General features: G+C 70.4%; 16 protein-coding genes. 8 read left to right on the top strand and 8 right to left on the bottom strand.

The genetic code is table 11. The features are described from left to right. Positions 1 to 118 precede the first annotated feature (118 nt). The 4 genes from DQ384_RS17200 to DQ384_RS17185 all read right to left on the bottom strand — a co-directional run bounded on the left by DQ384_RS17200 (position 119) and on the right by DQ384_RS17185 (position 4471). A complete protein-coding gene (locus DQ384_RS17200; protein WP_114029848.1) occupies positions 119 to 1009 on the bottom strand; it encodes a carbohydrate ABC transporter permease in 891 nt (296 codons plus the stop codon). Next, the gene (locus DQ384_RS17195; protein ID WP_114029847.1) at positions 1006 to 1938 is read right to left on the bottom strand and encodes a carbohydrate ABC transporter permease; all 933 of its coding nucleotides are present in this window, start codon (positions 1936 to 1938) and stop codon (positions 1006 to 1008) included. Before DQ384_RS17195 ends, DQ384_RS17200 begins: the two co-directional genes overlap by 4 nt. An 8-nt stretch (positions 1939 to 1946) precedes the next feature. Beyond that, positions 1947 to 2927 carry an ABC transporter substrate-binding protein gene (locus tag DQ384_RS17190; protein WP_220182995.1) on the bottom strand — a complete coding sequence of 327 codons (981 nt, stop codon included), beginning with the start codon at positions 2925 to 2927 and terminating at the stop codon, positions 1947 to 1949. Positions 2928 to 3442: 515 nt separating this feature from the next. Next, positions 3443 to 4471 carry a LacI family DNA-binding transcriptional regulator gene (locus tag DQ384_RS17185; protein WP_114029846.1) on the bottom strand — a complete coding sequence of 343 codons (1029 nt, stop codon included), beginning with the start codon at positions 4469 to 4471 and terminating at the stop codon, positions 3443 to 3445. A 297-nt stretch (positions 4472 to 4768) separates the two neighbouring features. On the opposite strand from DQ384_RS17185, the gene DQ384_RS17180 reads away from it, so the two are divergent. The 8 genes from DQ384_RS17180 (at position 4769) to DQ384_RS17145 (ending at position 14516) form a co-directional block, all read left to right on the top strand. Continuing rightward, a complete protein-coding gene (locus DQ384_RS17180; RefSeq protein WP_114030064.1) occupies positions 4769 to 6193 on the top strand; it encodes an NAD-dependent succinate-semialdehyde dehydrogenase in 1425 nt (474 codons plus the stop codon). 147 nt (positions 6194 to 6340) lie between these two features. Beyond that, on the top strand, positions 6341 to 7792 hold the full coding sequence (locus DQ384_RS17175; protein WP_181871260.1) for a glycoside hydrolase family 76 protein: 1452 nt from the start codon (positions 6341 to 6343) through the stop codon (positions 7790 to 7792). A gap of 185 nt (positions 7793 to 7977) precedes the next feature. Further along, on the top strand, positions 7978 to 9069 hold the full coding sequence (locus DQ384_RS17170) for a sulfite oxidase (protein WP_181871259.1): 1092 nt from the start codon (positions 7978 to 7980) through the stop codon (positions 9067 to 9069). Positions 9070 to 9387: 318 nt separating this feature from the next. After that, complete coding sequence (locus DQ384_RS17165) at positions 9388 to 10785, top strand: sensor histidine kinase (protein WP_245966549.1); 1398 nt, start codon at positions 9388 to 9390, stop codon at positions 10783 to 10785. Positions 10786 to 10858: 73 nt separating this feature from the next. Next, positions 10859 to 11638 carry a COG4705 family protein gene (locus DQ384_RS17160; protein WP_220182990.1) on the top strand — a complete coding sequence of 260 codons (780 nt, stop codon included), beginning with the start codon at positions 10859 to 10861 and terminating at the stop codon, positions 11636 to 11638. Between the two features lie 26 nt (positions 11639 to 11664). After that, positions 11665 to 12330, top strand: a complete 666-nt coding sequence (locus DQ384_RS17155) for a response regulator transcription factor (protein WP_114029843.1) — start codon at positions 11665 to 11667, stop codon at positions 12328 to 12330. Then, positions 12327 to 13682 (top strand): ATP-binding protein, encoded by a 1356-nt coding sequence (locus DQ384_RS17150; protein WP_114029842.1) that lies wholly within the window; start codon positions 12327 to 12329, stop codon positions 13680 to 13682. The genes DQ384_RS17155 and DQ384_RS17150 overlap by 4 nt, the downstream gene beginning before the upstream one ends. A gap of 135 nt (positions 13683 to 13817) precedes the next feature. Then, complete coding sequence (locus DQ384_RS17145) at positions 13818 to 14516, top strand: sulfotransferase family protein (protein ID WP_181871258.1); 699 nt, start codon at positions 13818 to 13820, stop codon at positions 14514 to 14516. A 79-nt stretch (positions 14517 to 14595) separates the two neighbouring features. Here DQ384_RS17145 and DQ384_RS17140 read toward each other — a convergent pair whose 3' ends face one another. From DQ384_RS17140 to DQ384_RS17125, 4 genes are all read right to left on the bottom strand, one after another. Next, positions 14596 to 15159 (bottom strand): type 1 glutamine amidotransferase domain-containing protein, encoded by a 564-nt coding sequence (locus tag DQ384_RS17140; RefSeq protein ID WP_114029841.1) that lies wholly within the window; start codon positions 15157 to 15159, stop codon positions 14596 to 14598. Between the two features lie 110 nt (positions 15160 to 15269). After that, the gene (locus tag DQ384_RS17135; protein WP_114029840.1) at positions 15270 to 16604 is read right to left on the bottom strand and encodes a glycoside hydrolase family 36 protein; all 1335 of its coding nucleotides are present in this window, start codon (positions 16602 to 16604) and stop codon (positions 15270 to 15272) included. Next, positions 16601 to 17431 (bottom strand): carbohydrate ABC transporter permease, encoded by an 831-nt coding sequence (locus DQ384_RS17130; RefSeq protein WP_220182989.1) that lies wholly within the window; start codon positions 17429 to 17431, stop codon positions 16601 to 16603. Before DQ384_RS17130 ends, DQ384_RS17135 begins: the two co-directional genes overlap by 4 nt. Further along, positions 17428 to 18372: a carbohydrate ABC transporter permease gene (locus tag DQ384_RS17125; protein WP_181871257.1), complete on the bottom strand. Its 945-nt coding sequence runs from the start codon at positions 18370 to 18372 to the stop codon at positions 17428 to 17430. The genes DQ384_RS17130 and DQ384_RS17125 overlap by 4 nt, the downstream gene beginning before the upstream one ends. Positions 18373 to 18374 lie beyond the last annotated feature (2 nt).

Raw genomic sequence — 18374 nt, 5'->3', positions numbered from 1 at the left:
TAGCGGCCGCCGGAACTCTGACCGTCACGGGGGCCTGCCATCTGCGTGGTGCTGATATTACCCAACACGGCGGTGCGCGGGTTCGTCCGCCCTCTTTCTCTTCCTGCGGCCGGGCACGTCATTTCACGGCACCCGCGGTGAATCCGTTGTAGATGAAACGCTGCAAAGCCAGGAAAATGACGAGCGTCGGCAATATGACGAGCACGGCTCCGGCGGAGATGATCTCCCAGTGGGCGCCGAAGGGTCCCTTGAAGCGGAACAGCGACGTGGAGATGACGCCCAGCTCCTCGGACGGCATGTAGAGGAACGGAATGTAGAACTCGTTGTACACGGTGATCCCTTTGATGATGACCACGGTGGCGATGGCGGGTTTGAGCAGGGGCAGGATCACCGAGCGGTAGATCTTGAGGGACGAGGCGCCGTCGAGGCGGGCGGCCTCGTCCAGGGACACGGGAATGTTGCGGATGAACTGGAGGAATATGTATATGGAGACGATGTCGGTGCCCATGTAGAGCAGAATGGGGCCCCAGCGGGTGTCGAAAAGGCCGAACGCGTCGATCACCTTGAACGTGGCGACCTGGGTGGTGACGCCCGGCACCAGGGTGGCCATCAGGAACAGGGCGATCACCAGCCGTTTCATCCGGAAGTGGAAGCGGTCGATCGCGTAGGCGGCCATCGTGCCGATGACGATGGTGCCGGTGACGGAGAAGACCAGGATGAACGCCGTGTTGCCGAACGCGACCAGCATGTTCCCGTTCTCGAACGCGGTGAGGTAGTTCGAGAGGTTGAGCCAGTCGCCGGGAAGCGAGAAGACGCCGCCCCTGGCCAGCTCCCGCGGGGTCTTCAGCGAGGTGAGGAAGACGGTCAGCAACGGCCCCACCACCACCCCCGCGGCGGCGACCAGGGAAATATAGGTCAGGATCCGCGAGATCCGGCGCGCCGACGCGGCGGTGCGCCACAGGGGCGCGAGCCTTCCCGCCGGACCCGTGGGAATCGTTCGCGTCGTCATCGCGTCTCGGGCCTTTCCTCGGGGATGAGACGGCGCTGGACCCAGGTGATCAGCAGGATCGCCACCAGCAGCACCACCGCCGACGCCGACGCCAGACCCATCTTGTTGAACTGGAACGCCAGCTTGATCGTCTGGATCACGAACGTCCTACTCTCCCCCGACCCGCCCGTCATGACGTAGGGGATCTCGAAGACCGACAGCGCCCCGGACACCCCGAGGATCACGCTGAGGCTGATGATCGGCCGGATGCTCGGCACGATGATGTGCCGGAACACCTGCGTCCGGCTCGCGCCGTCCAGCTCCGCGGCCTCGTGGATCTCCGCCGGCACCGACTGGATCGCCCCCAGGAAGAGCACGAAGTTCAGCCCGAGAAAGCGCCAGATCGACACCCCCGCCAGTGAGACGTTGACCAGGTCGGGGTCGCCGAGCCAGAAGATCTTGGCGTCCACGCCGAACAGGCGCAGCAGCCCGTCCAGCGTGCCGCCGGGCTGGAACACGTAGAGGAAGACGAACGCCACCGCGACGCCGTTGAGCAGGTAGGGGAAGAACAGGACGCCCTTGAACAGGTTGCGCAGCCGCAGCCTGAAGCTCAGCACCGTGGCGAAATACAGCGCCAGCGCGATCTGCGCGAAGGACGCGACGAGGTAGAAGAGGCTGACGGAGAAGACCTGGAACAGTTCCGGGCGGGTGAACAACTGCGCGTAGTTGCCCAGGCCGACGAAATCCTTGTCCGGGCTCACGCCGTCCCAGTCGGTGAAGCTGTAGGAGATCATGTTCGCGACCGGCACGTAGGTGAAGGTCACCAGCATGATCAACGGGACGGCGAGGAACAGCCACGGGGTGATCCACCGCCGGCCGGGGCGCGTGGGCGCGGCGGGCACGGACCGCGGGGGCGAGGCGCTCGGTGAGCTCAGGCGGGTGAGGGCCATCGCCGCCGCTATCCGCCCATCTTCACGGCGTCGGCCCACCTGGTCGTCAGCTCGGCGAAGACCGACTTCGCGTCGCCGGGCGCGGCGCCGCGGGCGACGTCTATCAGGCGCTGGCGGTAGTCGGGCTTGTTGAGGCCGACCTCCGAGGCGTTGTCGATGGCGTTGACCTGTCCGGCCTTGACCTGGGACAGCTCCACGAGCTGGACGCCCGCGTCGCCGAACGGCTTGAGGGCGGTCGGCAGCGGTGCTCCACGGACGCTGGAGATCGCCTGGTTGGCGTCGGCGAACCCGGACTCGTCCAGCATCCACCTCAGCCAGGCGTGCGCGGCGGCCTTGTTCTTGGAATGCACGTTCACGCTGTACAGGTAGTCCGGGGTGACCATCGAGCAGAACTTGCCGTTCACCTGCGCGGGGAAGGGCATGTACCCGATCACCGACGGGTCCTTGCCCGCCTTCTCGGCCGCGTCCCGCATCTGGACGATCGCCCAGGACCCCAGCCACATGCCGGCGATCTTCCCGGTGGCCAGTTGTCCTTTGGAGTCCTCCCAGTTGGTGGTGGTGGGGTCCTCCTCCGACAGCTTCTTGTTCACGATGTCGAACAGCAGGGAGTCGCCGACGTTGAGATCGCCGCCGGTGGCCCAGGGGTCGGTGGAGGTGGCCAGGGCGTCGCCGGCCTTGGCGTCGCAGGAGGGCGAGCCGAGCACGCTGGTCCAGGCGGTCAGCGGCCAGCCGTCCTTGTAGTTGGTGTAGTACGGGATCGCGTCGGTCCTGTCCTTGATGGCCTGTAGGTCGGCCAGGAACTCCGCGGGGGTCTTGGGCCAGTCGGTGATGCCGGCCTTGGCCCAGACGTCCTTGTTGTAGACCCAGCCCGTTGGCGGAGTTGAACCCCGGAATGCCGTAGACGGCGCCGCCGACCTCGCCCTTCTGGGTGTACATGTACTTCCTGCCGATCTCGGTGGCCGGGCCGAGGGCGTCGAAGAACTTGGGATAGTCGTCCCTGGCGATCGTGTTGGGGATCAGCAGCACGTCACCGTAGTTGTCGGTGTTCATGCGGATCTTGACCTCGCCCTCGTAGTCGGTGATCCCCTCGAACTTCACCGTCACCTTCGGGTAGGTCCTGCCGAACTCGGCGGCGTACTTCTTCAGCGTCCCGTCGGTCACCAGGTCGGTCCTGTTGGTCAGCACCGTGATCTCACCGGTGAGGGTGGCGGGGTCCGCCGGCGCCGTGGGGGCCGGGGCGCCGGCGTCCGGAGTGGTCTGGCCGGCGCCGCACGCGGTGGCCAGCGGGAGCGTCGCGGCCAGAACGATTCCGGCCAGGGTCCTGTCGAGGCTGCGTAATTCCATGTCGTCCGTCCATAGGGATTTCCCGGCACGCGGAAGTGCCTTGAGGCGGTGGTATATAAAGCGCTTTATCCCAAGTGAGCGAAATGGTGCGCGCAGCGGGCGGCACGTGTAAAGCGGTCGGCGGCCCTTGATGTGGAACCGTTACAACCAGGTTTCCTGACTAGGGGCGGGAGCCCTGCGGCGGCGGGGCGGTGCTGCCCCGCGGGCTGAGGTGGGCGGGCTCGTCATGGACGTCCTCGACGGGCGAGCCCTCCATGGCGCTCAGCAGCATTCTGGCCGCCTGGACGCCGTGCGCGCTGATGTCGCGGCTCAGGGCGGTCAGTGGCGGGCCGACCAGCCGGCAGAGCGGCGAATCGTCCCAGGCCACGATGGAGAGGTCGGCCGGGACGCGAAGCCCGAGCTCATGGGCGACGCCGAGGCCCGCGATCGCCATGATGTCGTTGTCGTAGACGAGCGCGGTGGGCCTGGCCTGCCTGCACAGCAGAGCCCGGGTGACCTGGGCGCCGTTCTCGCCGGTGTAGTCGGTCGAGACGGTCGTCGCCTCCGTGATGCCCAGCCGTTCGCAGGCCTCCCCGAAGGCCCGCGTCCGGATCGCGGTGTGGGCGAGCCGCGGGATGCCGCCGACGCGGGCGATCCTGCGATGACCGAGCGCGACCAGGTACTCCACGGCCTCCGTCATCGAGATCTGGTCGTCGGACCAGATGCTGGCCAGGCCCCCCGCCGAGCTCGGCGGGCCGATCACGACCGCCGGCAGGCCCAGCTCGCGAAGGATCGTGACGCGCTGGTCGTGGACGCGCAGGTCGCAGACCAGCACCCCGTCCACCCGGCTCTCGCTCCACCAGCGCCGGTACAAGCCGATCTCTCCGGTCTCGTCCGGAACCGTCTGCAGCAGCAGGGCGTACGAGCGCGTGGACAGCTCGGCTTCGAGGCCGCTGATCAGCTCCATGAAGAACGGCTCGACGCCGAGCGTGGCGGGCGGGCGCGGCAGGGCCAGGCCGACGACCTTGGCCTGGGCGCCCGCCAGAGCCCGTGCGGCGCTGTTGGCGCGGAACCCGAGCTGGTCGGCGATGGCCAGGATGCGCCGCCGTGTCTCGTCGGAGACCCCCGCCCGGCCGTTGAGGGCGTAGGAGACGGCGCCCTTCGACACTCCCGCCTCCCTGGCGATGTCCGCCATGGTCGGTCGCTTCACTGCGGGACCTCCGGCGACTGAACTTCCTCGGTTCAGCAATCGTAAGCTGGGCGGAGACTCGTGTCCCGTACACGCCTACGGCCGGCTCGACTTAAGCGGTTTTTCCCCAGCTTCTGCGCGCGGGGCGGTGCCGGGCGGGTACGACATGCGGACCGGCGGCCGTGACCTGCCCTGATAGCATCGAAACAACGACATTTCGCCGGTGAGATGACCGGGCGACGGCACGAGGGGCCGGCCGCCGTCCACTGGCAGAAACGGTTCATCCAACGCCGGCGGTCCGCTGAGCGGAGGAAGATCATGACCGCCACGCCGTCCGTCACGCGCACGTCGATCTCCAGCGTCAACCCGTACACCAACGAGGTGATACGCGAGTTCCCCGCCATGACCGAGGAGGAGCTCGACCGGGCCGTCGAAACGGCGCACGACGCCTTCCAGAGCTGGAGGTGGCTCGCCGCCGCCGAGCGCGCGGCGGTCGTCCGCATGGCCGGCGAGCTGCTGGTGGAGCGCAAGGACGAGTTCGCCCGCACCATCACCCTGGAGATGGGCAAGCGCATCGGCGAGAGCTACGACGAGGTCGATCTCGTGGCCGACATCCTGCGGTACTACGGGCAGCACGGGCCGGGCATGCTCACCGACCGGACGGTGCCCGTCGACGAGGGATCCGCAGTGGTGGCCAACCGGCCGCTCGGGCCGCTCCTCGGCATCATGCCGTGGAACTACCCGCTCTACCAGGTCGCCCGCTTCGCCGCGCCGAACCTCGTGGCCGGGAACACGATCCTGCTCAAGCACGCCAGCAACTGCCCGCAGTCGGCCATCCTGCTCGAACGGCTGTTCCGCGACGCCGGCGCCCCGGAGGGCGTCTACACCAACCTGCTCGTCCCGGCGGCGGGGATCGGCCGCGTCATCGACAACCGGCTGATCCAGGGCGTCTCCCTGACCGGGAGCGATCGCGCGGGCGAGAGGACGGCCGAGCGCGCCGGACGCAACATCGAGAAGACGGTGCTCGAACTCGGGGGCAGCGACCCGTTCATCGTGCTCGACGGCAAGGACTTCGACCGCACCGTGGAGGCGGCGGTCGTCGGGCGCATGTCCAACATGGGGCAGAGCTGCGTGAGCGCCAAGCGCATGATCATTGTGGGTGACCTGTTCGTCGAGTTCGTGGAACGGCTGCGCGACCGGTTCGCGGAGTTCGCCCCGGGGGACCCCCTCGACCCGGCGACGACGCTCGCGCCCCTCTCCTCGGAGAAGGCCGCCGAGAACCTCGCGGCGCAGGTGCGCGACACCGTGAGCCAGGGCGCGACGCTCGTCATCGGCGGCGGGCGCCCCGACCGGCCCGGCGCGTTCATGGACGCCACGATCCTCGTCGACGTGCGGCCCGGCATGCGGGCGTACGACGAGGAGCTGTTCGGGCCGGTGGCCGTGGTGTACCAGGTCGCCGACGAGGACGAGGCCGTCGCGCTGGCCAACGACAACCCGTACGGCCTGGGTGGCGCGGTCTTCTGCCGTGACCTGGACCGGGCGCGCCGGGTCGCCGAGCGGCTGGACACCGGCATGGTGTGGATCAACCATCCGACCTCCTCGCGTCCCGAACTGCCCTTTGGTGGCATCAAGTGCTCCGGGTACGGCAGGGAACTGTCCGATCTGGGGATCCAGGAGTTCCTCAACAAGAAGCTGATCCGCAGCTTCGAGACCACATCGGCGATCGGCTTCTCCCACGGCTGACGGGCACCGGTCGCGTCTCCTCACCATCGCCGGTGACCGGCGTGTGTGACAACGTTGACATGCGGCCGTAATTCATCTTTCGTTACGCGTGTCGCATCGCTCGTCGGACTGGTTCACCCCCCAGTCTGGTCCGATCTTGGAGCCGCATTGAAGACACGATGGCGCCTTCCCCTCACGATCCCCGCGTTGCTCCTCGCCGCTCTGGTGCCGACGGCGCTCGCCGTCGTCCCCGCCGCTCCGGCCGAGGCCGCGACGATCTGCAACCGCTACTGCGACGGGCGCGACCCCGCGCTCTCCCCGTCCGACCGGCAACCCGTGTCCGGCACCCTGTACGGGCGGCGCTTCGTCGTCCACGTCAACGACACCGACGCCATGGCCTGGGCGTCCGTCGAGACCGGCAACCCCGGAGACGAGGTGTGGCTGGACCGCTCGTTCGACGGCGGCCGCACCTGGGTCGACAGCCGCCTCGGCGCCACCGCGATCCCGGCCGGGTCGCGGGGCTGGCGCACCGCCATGTTCAACGTCGACGACTGGGCGAACCAGGGCGTCGGCGCCCTGCGGGCCTGCGGGAAGGCGGGCGACCGGCCCGAGATCACCTGCACGCCCTGGACCCGCAGCACCTGGAACGCGTGGGACCGGCGCACGGCGGCGGCGACCGCGCTGATGATGCGCTACGACCGCGGCACCGGCCTGTTCGACGGAAACGGGTGGTGGACGGGCGCGAACGCGCTCACGGCCCTGATCGAGAACATGCGGCGCAGCGGCATGGGCAGCTACTCGTACGCCATCGCCAACACCTACGACAAGAACGTCAACTCACGGCAGGGGCAGTTCCGCAACGAGTACCTCGACGACACCGGCTGGTGGGGCCTGGCCTGGGTGGCCGCCTACGACATGACCGGCGACGGCCGGTACCTGAACACCGCCCGCGCCGACGCCGACCACATGTACAACTACTGGGACACCCGCTGCGGCGGCGGCGTGTGGTGGAAGACCGACCGGGCGAACAAGAACGCCATCGAGAACAGCCTCTACATCCAGCTCAACGCCGCGTTGTCCCAGCGCATCCCGGGCGACACCGTCTACCGCGGCCGCGCGCAGGCCGCCTGGACGTGGTTCCAGAGCACCGGCATGCTGAACGGCTCCAACCTGGTCAACGACGGCATCGATCTGAGCACCTGCAGGAACAACGGCGACACCACCTGGACCTACAACCAGGGCGTGCTGATCAACGCGCTGGTGCAGCTCAACAAGGTCACCGGCGACGCGAACGCGCTCGCCACGGCGCGCCGCATCGGCGACGCGCTCACCACCAGCACCTATCTCAGCCCCGGCGGCATCCTGCGCGAACCCAACGAGAGCAACACCTGTAGCGGTGACGGAGCGTCGTTCAAGGGCGCGGCGATCCGCGGCCTCGGCGCGCTGAACACCGCCACCGGCGGCGCGTACAACACCTACCTGCGGCGCAACGCCGACACCGCCTACGCCGCCGATCGCGACACCCTCGACGCCTACGGCAGCCACTGGGCCGGGCCGTTCGTCCCCACCAACCACAGCTGCCAGCACAGCGCGCTCGACCTGCTCAACGCCGCCCCCTGACGTACCCGTCCGCGGCGTCGGCCCGATCCGGCGCCGCGGACGGTCCCCGGTCCCCGCGGACGGGCCATGGGTCCGCTCGCCGTAGCCGGCGGGTACCGTTCGCGTTCTCCCTAGCTTCCGGTACCCGTCGGGTAAAACGCCGGTCGCCCGCGGATCCGGCGGAAGGACGGGGGTAGGCAGGCAGTATGACGCTGTGGGGCAAGCGGGGCGACATGGTCGTGCACACTCGGGAGCCTTTCAACGCGGAGCCGCCGCGGTGCGCGCTGGCCGGGCGTCCGATCACGGCGGTGGACACCTTCTACAGCCGCAACCACGGCCCGATCCCCGAGGTCGACGAGGGCCTGTGGCGTCTGGAGGTCGACGGGCTGGTCCGGCGGCCGTTGAGGCTGTCGCTGGACCGGCTGCGGGACGGGTTCGAGCGGCGGGAGGTCACGGCGACGCTGCAGTGCGCGGGCAACCGCCGCGCGGGCCTGCTGGAGGTGCGGGACATTCCCGGTCAGGAGCCCTGGGGGCCCGGCGCGACCTCAACCGCGCGCTGGAGCGGTGTGCGCCTGGCCGATGTCCTGGCCGAGGCGGGCCTGCTCCCTCAGGCGGCCTTCGTCGCCTTCACCGCCCCGGACGTCTCGGAGGACGCCGATCCGCCCCAGCCCTTCGGCGGCTCCATTCCGGTGGCCAAGGCGCTGGCGGACGAGGTGCTGCTGGCCTGGGCGATGAACGACCGGCCGCTGCCTCGGGTCCACGGCGGGCCGCTGCGCGTCGTCGTCCCCGGCTGGATCGGCGCCCGCAGCGTCAAATGGCTCCAGCGGATCACCGCGCGGGCCGAGCCGTCGCGCAACTACTTCCAGGCCGTCGCCTACCGTCTGCTGCCGCCCGACGCCGATCCCGCCCAGGTCCGGCCGGGCGACGGCGTGCCTCTGGGGCCGGTGGCGCTCAACTGCGACATCCTTTGGCCCGACGGCGCGGCCCCCGTGCCCGCCGGGCCGGTCGAGGTCACCGGCTACGCCTTGGCCGGCGACGACCGCGCCGTCACCCGGCTGGACGTCTCCCTGGACGACGGCCGCACCTGGGCCCAGGCCGAACTCGACGCCCCCGAAGGTCCGTGGACCTGGCAGCACTGGCGGATCACCGTCGACCTGCCCCCGGGCGAGACCGTGGTCACCGCGCGCGCCTGGGATTCCACCGCCGCCCTGCAGCCCGAATCGCCCGCGTCGCTGTGGAACCCGCTGGGCTACGTCAACAACGCGTGGGCTCGCCTCCGCCTCGCCGGCCTTGCCTGACGCCGTGCCGGGCCCTCCGCTTCTCGGCTCTACCGGAACCGAGTGGTCAAATTCACAAGGTGCGAAACGGGAGCTAACCTGACAGTGGCGAGCCGGTCCCACGGTAGCGGGCGCGACGCTCGCCGTCATTTCGCAGATCTCCCTGTGGGGCGGCCTCGGCGCCGAACCCACAGTCCAGGACGGCACGGGCCGGGTCCGCTGAGCGCGACAACCTGATCTCACCCGGAATTCGCATTTCGATCATGCTGTGCGGGGGCGAGCATGACAACCAGACCTGTCCGACATTCGCGTCTGAGATCCATCCGGGCACGGATCACCGTGCTGGTGGCGCTCATCACGGTGGTGCTCCTGGTGCCGGCGGCGCTGGTCGGCGGGCTGGTGGCGCGTACGGCGATCAGCCAGGGCGTGTGGCAGCACAGCCGCCGCCAGGCCGAGCTGACCGCCGCGGTGGCCCGGAGCGGGCGGCTGACCGCCACGATCACGCCGTCCACGCCCGGCGTCGACCTGGTGCAGGTGGTGGCTCCCGGCCGGCGGGTCATCGCCGCGTCGTCGCAGGCCCGCGGCCCGGCCCTGGTCGCGGCCTGGCCGACGGCGGAGGATCCGGCACAGGACGTACAGGTGTGCAGGCCAGGTCGTCCGTGCCTGCTCGTCTCGGCCCTGCGCGTGTCGCCCGCGTCCGGCTCGCCGGTGGTCTACGCCGGCAGGGCCGCCCCCAGCGCGGTCTCGTCCGCGAAGCTGGACGGGCTGTTCGCCGTCGAGGCGGTCCTTCTGGTCGCGCTGGCCACCTGGGCGGCGTGGACGATCTCCGGCCGCACGCTGCGCCCGGTGGAGGCCATCCGCTCCGAGCTCGCCCACATCACCGCCAGCGACCTGGCCACCCGGGTGCCCCAGCCGCGCGGCGAGGACGAGATCGCCCGGCTCGCCGGCACCATCAACCAGACCCTGGAACGCCTGGAGCGGTCGCGCGACGCCGAGCAGCAGGTACGCGCGGGGCTGCAACGGATGCTGGACCAGCAGCGCCGCTTCACCTCCGACGCCTCCCACGAGCTGCGCACCCCCCTGGCGGGGCTGCGCGCCCAGTTGGAAGAGGCCGAGCTGCATCCCGACGAGACCGACCTGCCGCACGTGCTCCAGCACGCGTTGCGGGACGTCGACCGCTTGCAGGCCATCATCACCGATCTGCTGCTGCTCGCCCAGGTGGGCGCCGTCCGCCCCGGCGATCTGTGCGTGCTCGACCTGAGCCGGCTGGTGACTACCGAGACCACGCGGCGGGCCGGCGATCGGCACCCCGTCCATCTGGACGTTCAGCCGGGCGTGTGCGTCGAGGTGGTGCCACGGCAGATCGCCCGGCTGCTGGGCAATCTGCTGGACAACGCCCAGCGCCACGCGTCCCGCCGCGTCGGGGTACGGCTGCGGGCCGGCGGCGGCCGGGCGGAGCTGACCGTCACCGACGACGGGCCCGGCATCCCCGAGGCAGATCGCGAGGTGGTCTTCCAGCGGTTCACCCGGCTGGACACCGCCCGCGGCCGTGATCAGGGCGGCACGGGCCTGGGCCTGGCCATCGCCCGCGACATCGCCCGCGCCCACCACGGCACCCTGGACATCGCCGACGCCTCCGGCCGCGGCGCCTGCTTCGTCCTGGACCTGCCTCTGGCGGACGACCACGACGGTGAGCGGGCGCCGACCCCCGTGGAGTCCACCGGCGAAACATGGTGATTCTGGGCAGAACGGTCGCGTGACGCCCCTCGCAGTCAGGTCGTGTTCAGGTGGGCCGTGCCAGTCTCCCGCCATGACGACCACGACGGCTCGACGCCGGATGCTGAACAAGGTTCCCGAGGTCACGATCTACTTCTGGATCATCAAGGTCCTGTGCACGACGGTGGGGGAGACGGCGGCCGACTTTCTGAACCAGAACCTCGGGCTCGGACTGACCGGCACCTCCCTCGTCATGAGCGTGCTCCTGATCATTGCCTTGTACGTCCAGTTCCGGTCCCCGCGGTACTCGCCAGGGGTGTACTGGATCGCGGTGGTGCTGATCAGCATCGTGGGCACGCTGATCACCGACAATCTCACCGACAACCTCGGCGTCTCGCTGGAGGTGACGACCGGCGTGTTCGCCGTCGCCCTGGCGGCCACCTTCGCGGCCTGGTACGCCCGCGAGCGGACGCTCTCCATCCACACGATCTACACGCCGCGCCGGGAGGCCTTCTACTGGCTGGCCATCCTGTTCACCTTCGCGCTCGGCACCGCCGCGGGCGACCTGGCCGCCGAGCGCCTCAACCTGGGCTACTGGCCCTCGGCGCTCATCTTCGGCGGGCTGATCGCGATCGTGGCCGCCGCCCACTTCGCCCTGCACGCCGGCGCGGTGCTGACCTTCTGGATCGCCTATGTCCTGACCCGCCCGCTCGGGGCGTCCCTCGGCGACTACCTGTCGCAGTCCCCCGACGACGGAGGCCTGGGGTTGGGTACCGTGGCCACCAGTGGGCTCTTCCTGGTCACGATCCTCGCGTTCGTCATCTACCTGACACGGACGCGCAGGGACGCGACCCCGGCGGGGACCTCCGCCTGAGCCCGCGCGGGGAACGGGGGTGACATGTGACGACGAAGATCGCGATTGTGGAGGACGATCTCACGCTGCGCCTGGGACTGGGCCGGGGCCTGCGGGAGGACGGTTTCGACGTGGTCCTGTCGGCGGGGTCCGGAACCGATCTGCTGGCGGGCCTCGGGGAGATCTGCCCAGATGTGTTCGTCATCGACATCGGGCTGCCGGACACCGACGGCCGCGACCTGATCATGGCGTTGCGCGCCCGGGGGGTCGGCGCGCCGGTGATGCTGCTGACCGCGCGCGGTCACGTCACCGACCGGCTGTCGGGGTTCCGGGCCGGCGCCGACGACTACCTTCCCAAGCCCTTCCACTTCGAGGAGCTGGTCCTGAGGCTGAGGGCCCTGGCCCGGCGCGGCCAGGGTCCGTCCGATCCCCCCGAGGGGCTCTATCTGGACCTGGCCGCCCACGAGGTCGGCCACGACGGCAACCGGGCCCCGCTCACCCCGACCGAGTTCCGCCTGCTCGCGATCCTCCTGGCCCGGCGCGGCGAGGTGGTGCGCAGGCAGGCGCTGATCGCGGCGGCCTGGCCGTCCGGGGCGACCGTCCACGACAACACGCTCGACTCGTACCTGCTCAGGCTGCGGCGCAAGCTGGCCGATCTGGGCAGGCCGGACGCGATAAAGACGGTCCGAGGCGTGGGGTACCGGGTCGGGTGATCCGCCGGAGGCTGGTCCTCAGCGCGGCGGCTCCCCTCGCCGTGGCGCTCGTCGCCCTGACCGTGGGTTTCCACGTCGTCCTGTCCTGGCGCCTGGAGCGGGACGCCGACCACGCGCTCCGGGCGCGGGCCGACGCGGCCGCGGGCGTCCTCACGGTGTCGTCGGGCCGGCTCCACATGATCGAGACCCCGTTCGACGAGGCGCTGGACAACGGGGTCTGGGTGTTCGACGCCCACGGCGCGACGGTCAGCTCGCCCGCCGCCGGCGCGCTGGACCGGGAGGCCCGCGCCCTCTCCGGCGTCTCCCGGCCGACGTTCCGCGGCTTCGGCGATGATCTTCGCTTTCTGGCCGTTCCCCTGCGGGAGTACGCCGCCCCGGGCGGCACGCTCGTGGTGGCCCTCTCGCTGGCCCCGTTCCTGGAGGCCGAGCACACCACACTGGTCGCGGCGATCGTCTTCGACCTGTTCATCCTCGGGCTGGGCGCGGTGTTCGTGCGCCGCGCCGTCACCCAGGCGCTGCGCCCCGTGGCCCGGATGACCGACCAGGCGGCGCGGTGGTCCGAACACGATCTCGACAAGCGGTTCAGCCTCGGGCCGCCGCGCGACGAGCTGAGCGGGCTGGCCGCGACGCTGGACAACCTGCTCGGCCGCCTGTCGGCCGCGCTGCGCCACGAGCAGCGCGTCACCGCCGAGATCGCGCACGAGCTGCGCACGCCCCTGAGCCAGGTCCGGCTGGAGACCGAGGTCGCGCTGCGCCGCGACCGCCCCGCGTCCGAGCTTCGCGCCGCGCTCACCGAGGTCTCGAACGCCACCGACCGCATGACGAACGCGCTGGACACGCTGATCGGCCTGGCCCAGCGCGACATCCGCCCCGCCGACGGCACCACGCCGGCCGGGAAGGTGGCGAGGGACGCGCTGCGCGCCTGCCGTGACGGCGCCGGCGGTGTCGGCGGCATCCGCCTCGACCTCGAACAGACCGGCGAGGGCGAGGTACTGGTCGGCTGTGATCACGACGTGGTGCTGAGGATGTTGCAGCCGCTGCTGGACAACGCGCTGCGCTTCGGACGCTCGGCCGTCACCCTGCAAGTGAGGCGGGAGGGCGGCGACGTGCTCTTCCGCGTCCGCGACGACGGCCCCGGCTTCGCCGAGGACGAGCTGGAAGCGGTCCTGCGCCCCGGAGTCCAGGGCCGCGCCTCACCGCCCGGCCAGGGCTCCGGCCTGGGCCTGGCGCTGGCCCGCCGCCTGGCCGAGGCGGCGGGCGGAGGCCTCACCCCCCGCGCGAGCAGGTCCGGCGGCATCGTCGAACTGCGCCTCCCTGTGGCCGCGGCGGTGGCCGGGAACCGCCACTCCTGATCGCAGTAAACCCACCCTCTGATGAATTATCCAGAAAACTGGGTACTCGACTACTTCGATCGGGAACTAGGGAACTGGACGGAGATTCGCGCGGCGCGCACGTGTCGATGCCGCCGACCCGCAGGAGGCAGAGGGATGTTGACGGTGATCGGCGCGGGCTTCCCGCGCACAGGGACCACTTCGCTCAAGGCCGCCCTGGACCGGCTGGGCTTCGGTCCCTGTTACCACATGTTCGAGGTCATAGCCCATCCTGAGCACACCGACCGGTGGCTCCCCGTCGCCCAGGGCGATCCCGTCGACTGGGAGGCGGTGTTCGAGGGGTACCGGTCGGCGGTGGACTGGCCGGCCGCCTACTTCTGGCGGGAGCTGGCGGACGCCTATCCGGACGCCAAGGTCATCCTGACCGTGCGCGATCCCCGGCGCTGGTACACCAGCTTTCGGACCCTCATCACCCGTCCGCGGGGCGGCCCCGGCGAGCCGGGCGAGACGTCCCCGATGATGACGCCGATGATCCGCATGCGGCCCGTGCTGGAGATGCTGGGGAAGTCCACCTTCGGCGACGAATGGCGGTTCGGAGAGCACGTTCCGGACGAGGAGGACGCCGTGCGGGTGTTCAACAGCCACACCGAGACCGTCCGGAACAGCGTTCCCGCCGATCGCCTGCTGGTGTTCGAGGCGAGTCAGGGCTGGGGACCCTTATGCGACTTCCTCGGCGTCGAGCCGCCGGAGGACGAGCCCTTCCCGCACCTCAACGACAGCGAATGGATGCGCCGCATGTTCGAGCGCTCGATGCGCGAAGGCCACCTGATCTTACCCTTCGACCCCGCGCGCTAGATCCGCGCGGTCAAGGAAAACGTCCGGCGGACGGCACCGCGATCGCCGCCTCGCGCGGCGATCGCGTCCGTCCGACCGTCTAACCGGGTACGCGGTGCTCGGCCTTGGCGAACTGGTCCAGGATCGCGCGGCAGAACGCCGGGAGGTCGGCGGGCGAGCGGCTGGTCGTGAACTGCCCGTCGACCACGACCTCCTCGTCGACGACCTCGGCCCCGGCGTTGCGGAGATCGGTGCGGATGCTCGGCCAGGAGGTGAGGCGGCGGCCGCGTACCGCGTCGGCCTCGACCAGCGTCCAGGGGCCGTGGCAGATCGCCGCGATGGGCTTGCCCGTGGCCACGAACGCCTTCACGAACCCGACGGCGTCACGGTTCATCCGGAGCTGGTCGGGGTTCATGGTCCCGCCGGGCAGCAGAAGCGCGTCGTAGTCGCCGGGCGAGGCGTCGGAGACCAGCCGGTCGACGGCCAACGTGCCGGCCGGGTTCAGGTCCCACTGCCGGGCCTGGATCTCGCCGGGGTGGATCGACAGCAGCTCGGTCTTCGCGCCCGCCCCGAAGAGCGCACCTCGCGGCTGCTCCAGCTCGACCCGCTCGACGCCGTCCGTCGCGAGGATGGCGATCTTCCGGCCTTGTAGTTCGTGCGCCATGGGATTCCTCCTACCGTCGTCGGCGTCCGGCACCGGGAAACGGGAGGTCCGCCACCCTGCGGAGCCGTCTGTCGGAATCACCTCCCATGCTAGACCCGGGTCTTCGGCGATCACGGCGTGACCAGCGGGAACGGGGTCGGGGGCGGGACCGTGGAGAGCAGGCGGCGGGTGGTGTCCAGGCCCCAGCCGTCGAGGTCCGCGATCCTGTCGGAGGACGCGCGCAGGCCGCCGTACCGCTCGACGACCAGCGACCAGTCCTCACGGTGCTGGACGGCCGGCCGGGCGAGCAGGCAGTCCGGGTCGTTGACCCACAGGCGGCCGTGCTGCCAGGAGCGGCCGGTCGTCGTGAGCGCCGCCGCCCGCTGGGCGGGGTCGGACAGGTCGCCGGTTCCGGCGTCGTAGTGCGGGGCGATGTCGGGGGCGACCCGCATCGCCTCCACCAGCCCGACGCTCGGCAGTATCGGCGCGCCGCTGCCCAGCATGTACGGCCCCGGCCCCACGGCCTCGCGGACGAGCGCCAGCCCCTCCCGGTACGCGGCGATCGGCGACGCCCCCGAGTGCCGCCGCCCGGCCACCGCGCTGGCGTACAGGAAGTCGAGCTTGAAGTAGTCGAATCCCCAGCCGCACAGGGTCTGGAAGACCTCGCGCAGGTACGCGGCCGCGCCCGGGTGCGTGACGTCGAGCCCGTACAGGTCCTGGTCCCAGTTGTGCCCGGCGTCGCCCACCAGCCACTCGGGGTGGGCACGGGCGAGCGCGCTGCGCGCGCCCACCACGAACGGCGCCACCCACAGCCCGGCCCGCCTGCCCTCGGCGTGGACGCGCGCGGCCAGGCGCGGCATCGAGGAGAAGCGCCCCGACGGGGTCAGCCAGTCGCCGATCGCGGCCTGCCACCCGTCGTCGATCTGGACGACGTCCACGGGAAGGTCGTGCGCGCCGATCTCGCGGAGGTTCTCCAGGACGTCGTCCTCGGTGACGTTCTCGTAGTAGTGGTACCAGGAGCACCACACGGTGGGCGGCGTCCGCGGCGGGCCCACACCGGCCCCGGCGCGGAGACCGTCGGCGAAGGCGGCGAGCGCCGCGTCGAGCGGCCCCGGGAACGATTTCTCCACGACCTCGTCCGGCTCGTCGGCGGTGACCGTGAGCCGGTCGCCCACGAGGCGGGCGCGGATCGAGGGCACCGCCGCCAGGCCGTCCCGGGCGGTGAACAGCCGGACCGGCCCGTCCGGGCCGGGGGCCACCGCGAGCAGCCCCTCGCCCTGGAAGCCGTCGCCGGGGGCGGGAAGCCCGGGGCGGTAGCGCATCGTCTGCATGATCGGGAGCACGGGGCGGAAGCCCCGGCCGGTGACGGGCAGCGTGGTGGTCGGCGTCCAGCTCTGCCAGCCGTGCGCGTGCACCAGCCCGCGCACGGGGTCGACGGGGACGTCGGCGATCGGATGAAAGATCATCCTTTGGTGGCTCCTCCTGTCAGGCCTTTGACGAAGTGTTTCTGCAGGAACAGGTAGAAGATCAGCACGGGGAGCGTCGCCAGGAACATGAGGGCGAAGACGGTGCCGAAGTCGGCCTGGTACTGGCCGATGGACCGGTAGATGCCGGTCGTGATCGTGGTCCCCTGCGACGGTCCGAGGATGACGAGCGGGTCGATGAAGTCGTTCCAGATCCAGACGCCCAGGAAGATGAGGACGCTCGCCGTGGCGGGACGGAGCAGCGGGAAGACCACGCGCCAGAAGACGCGCGAACGGCTCGCGCCGTCGATCGCGGCGGCCTCCTCCAGCTCGATCGGGATGCCGCGCAGGAACCCGGAGAACACGAACACGCCGAACGGGATGTAGTAGCCGACGTTGAACAGCACCAGCCCCTGCACCGTGGTCATGAGGCCGAACGCCCGGAGCACCTGCGTGACCGGCATGAGGATCACCTGCGGCGGGATCATCAGGCCGGACAGCAGCAGGAGCGTGGCCACCCGCGCCCACCTGCCGCGCGTCCGGGCCAGGTAGTGGCCGAGCATGGCCGACAGGATCGTGAGCAGGATGATCGACAGCGTCGTGACGACGACGCTGTTGGTCAGGCTGGCCCAGAACAGGTCGTCCGTCCGGGTGAGCAGCCCGGTGATGTTGTCCAGCGTCGGGGGCGCCGGCAAGGACGCGGGCGACTGGGTGATCTTCTCGCCGCGCTTGAAGACGTTGACGAGGATCATGTAGAGCGGCACGAGGAAGAACGCGCTGATGACCAGGGCCACGACCGGCCGCAGCCAGGGGAGGCGGGCATCCTTCAAAGGTTCACCTCACGGCGGTTGAGCACGCGGAGCGTCACCGTGGCGGCGGCCGCGATGATCACGAGCATGACGATGGCCGTCGCGGACGCGTACCCCTGCCGGTTGGCCACCAGGCCCGTCTGCAGGACGTTGTAGGCGATGGTCGCGGTCGTGCCGGTGCCGGGGCCGCCATGGGTGATCACCTGGATGTGATCGAAGATCTTGAACGCGCTGATCAGCAGGACCACCGTGTTGATGGTCAGCGCGGGCGCGAGCAGGGGCCAGGTGACGGACCTGAACCGCCGCACCGGGCCGGCGCCGTCGATCGCCGCGGCCTCGGACAGCTCGACCGGCACGCCCTGGAGCCCCGCCAGGTACACCACGACGCAGAACCCGAGCATCTGCCAGGACAGGATGATCGCGATCGAGTACAGGGCGAGCCCGGGGTCGGACAACCAGCCCGGCGGCCGCGCCACCCCGAGGGCGCGCAGCGACTGGTTGACCAGGCCCTCGTCGTCCAGCATGCGCGTCCAGACGATGCTCACCACCACCGAGCTGAGCACCATCGGGGTGAAGAACACCGTGCGCAGGGCGTTGTAGAGCCAGCCCCTGCGGTCGAGCAGGACGGCGATGCCGAGCCCCGCCACGTTCGGGACGATCACCACGATGACCGTGAGGATCGTGGTCACCCGCAGGGAGGTCAGGAACTCGGCGTCGGTGAACAGCGTCTGGTAGTTGCGCAGGCCCACGAACCTCGTCGGCGGGTTGAACGGGTTGTGGTTGGTAAGGCTGTACCCGAAGCTGATCACGATGGGCGCGAGCACGAAGCAGATGTAGACGAGCAGGCCCGGGGCGCCGAACAGGGCGAAGGCCCGCAGCCTGTCCAGGGCCGGCCGGCGCGGCCCGCGCGAGCGCCGGGTCGCGGAGGCCGGCACGGCAGTCCTCTTGACGTCGACGGCCATGG

This window comes from Sphaerisporangium album (assembly GCF_003323745.1).
GTDB classification, from domain to species: Bacteria; Actinomycetota; Actinomycetes; order Streptosporangiales; family Streptosporangiaceae; genus Sphaerisporangium; species Sphaerisporangium album.
This window is presented reverse-complemented; position numbering and strand designations above follow the sequence as displayed.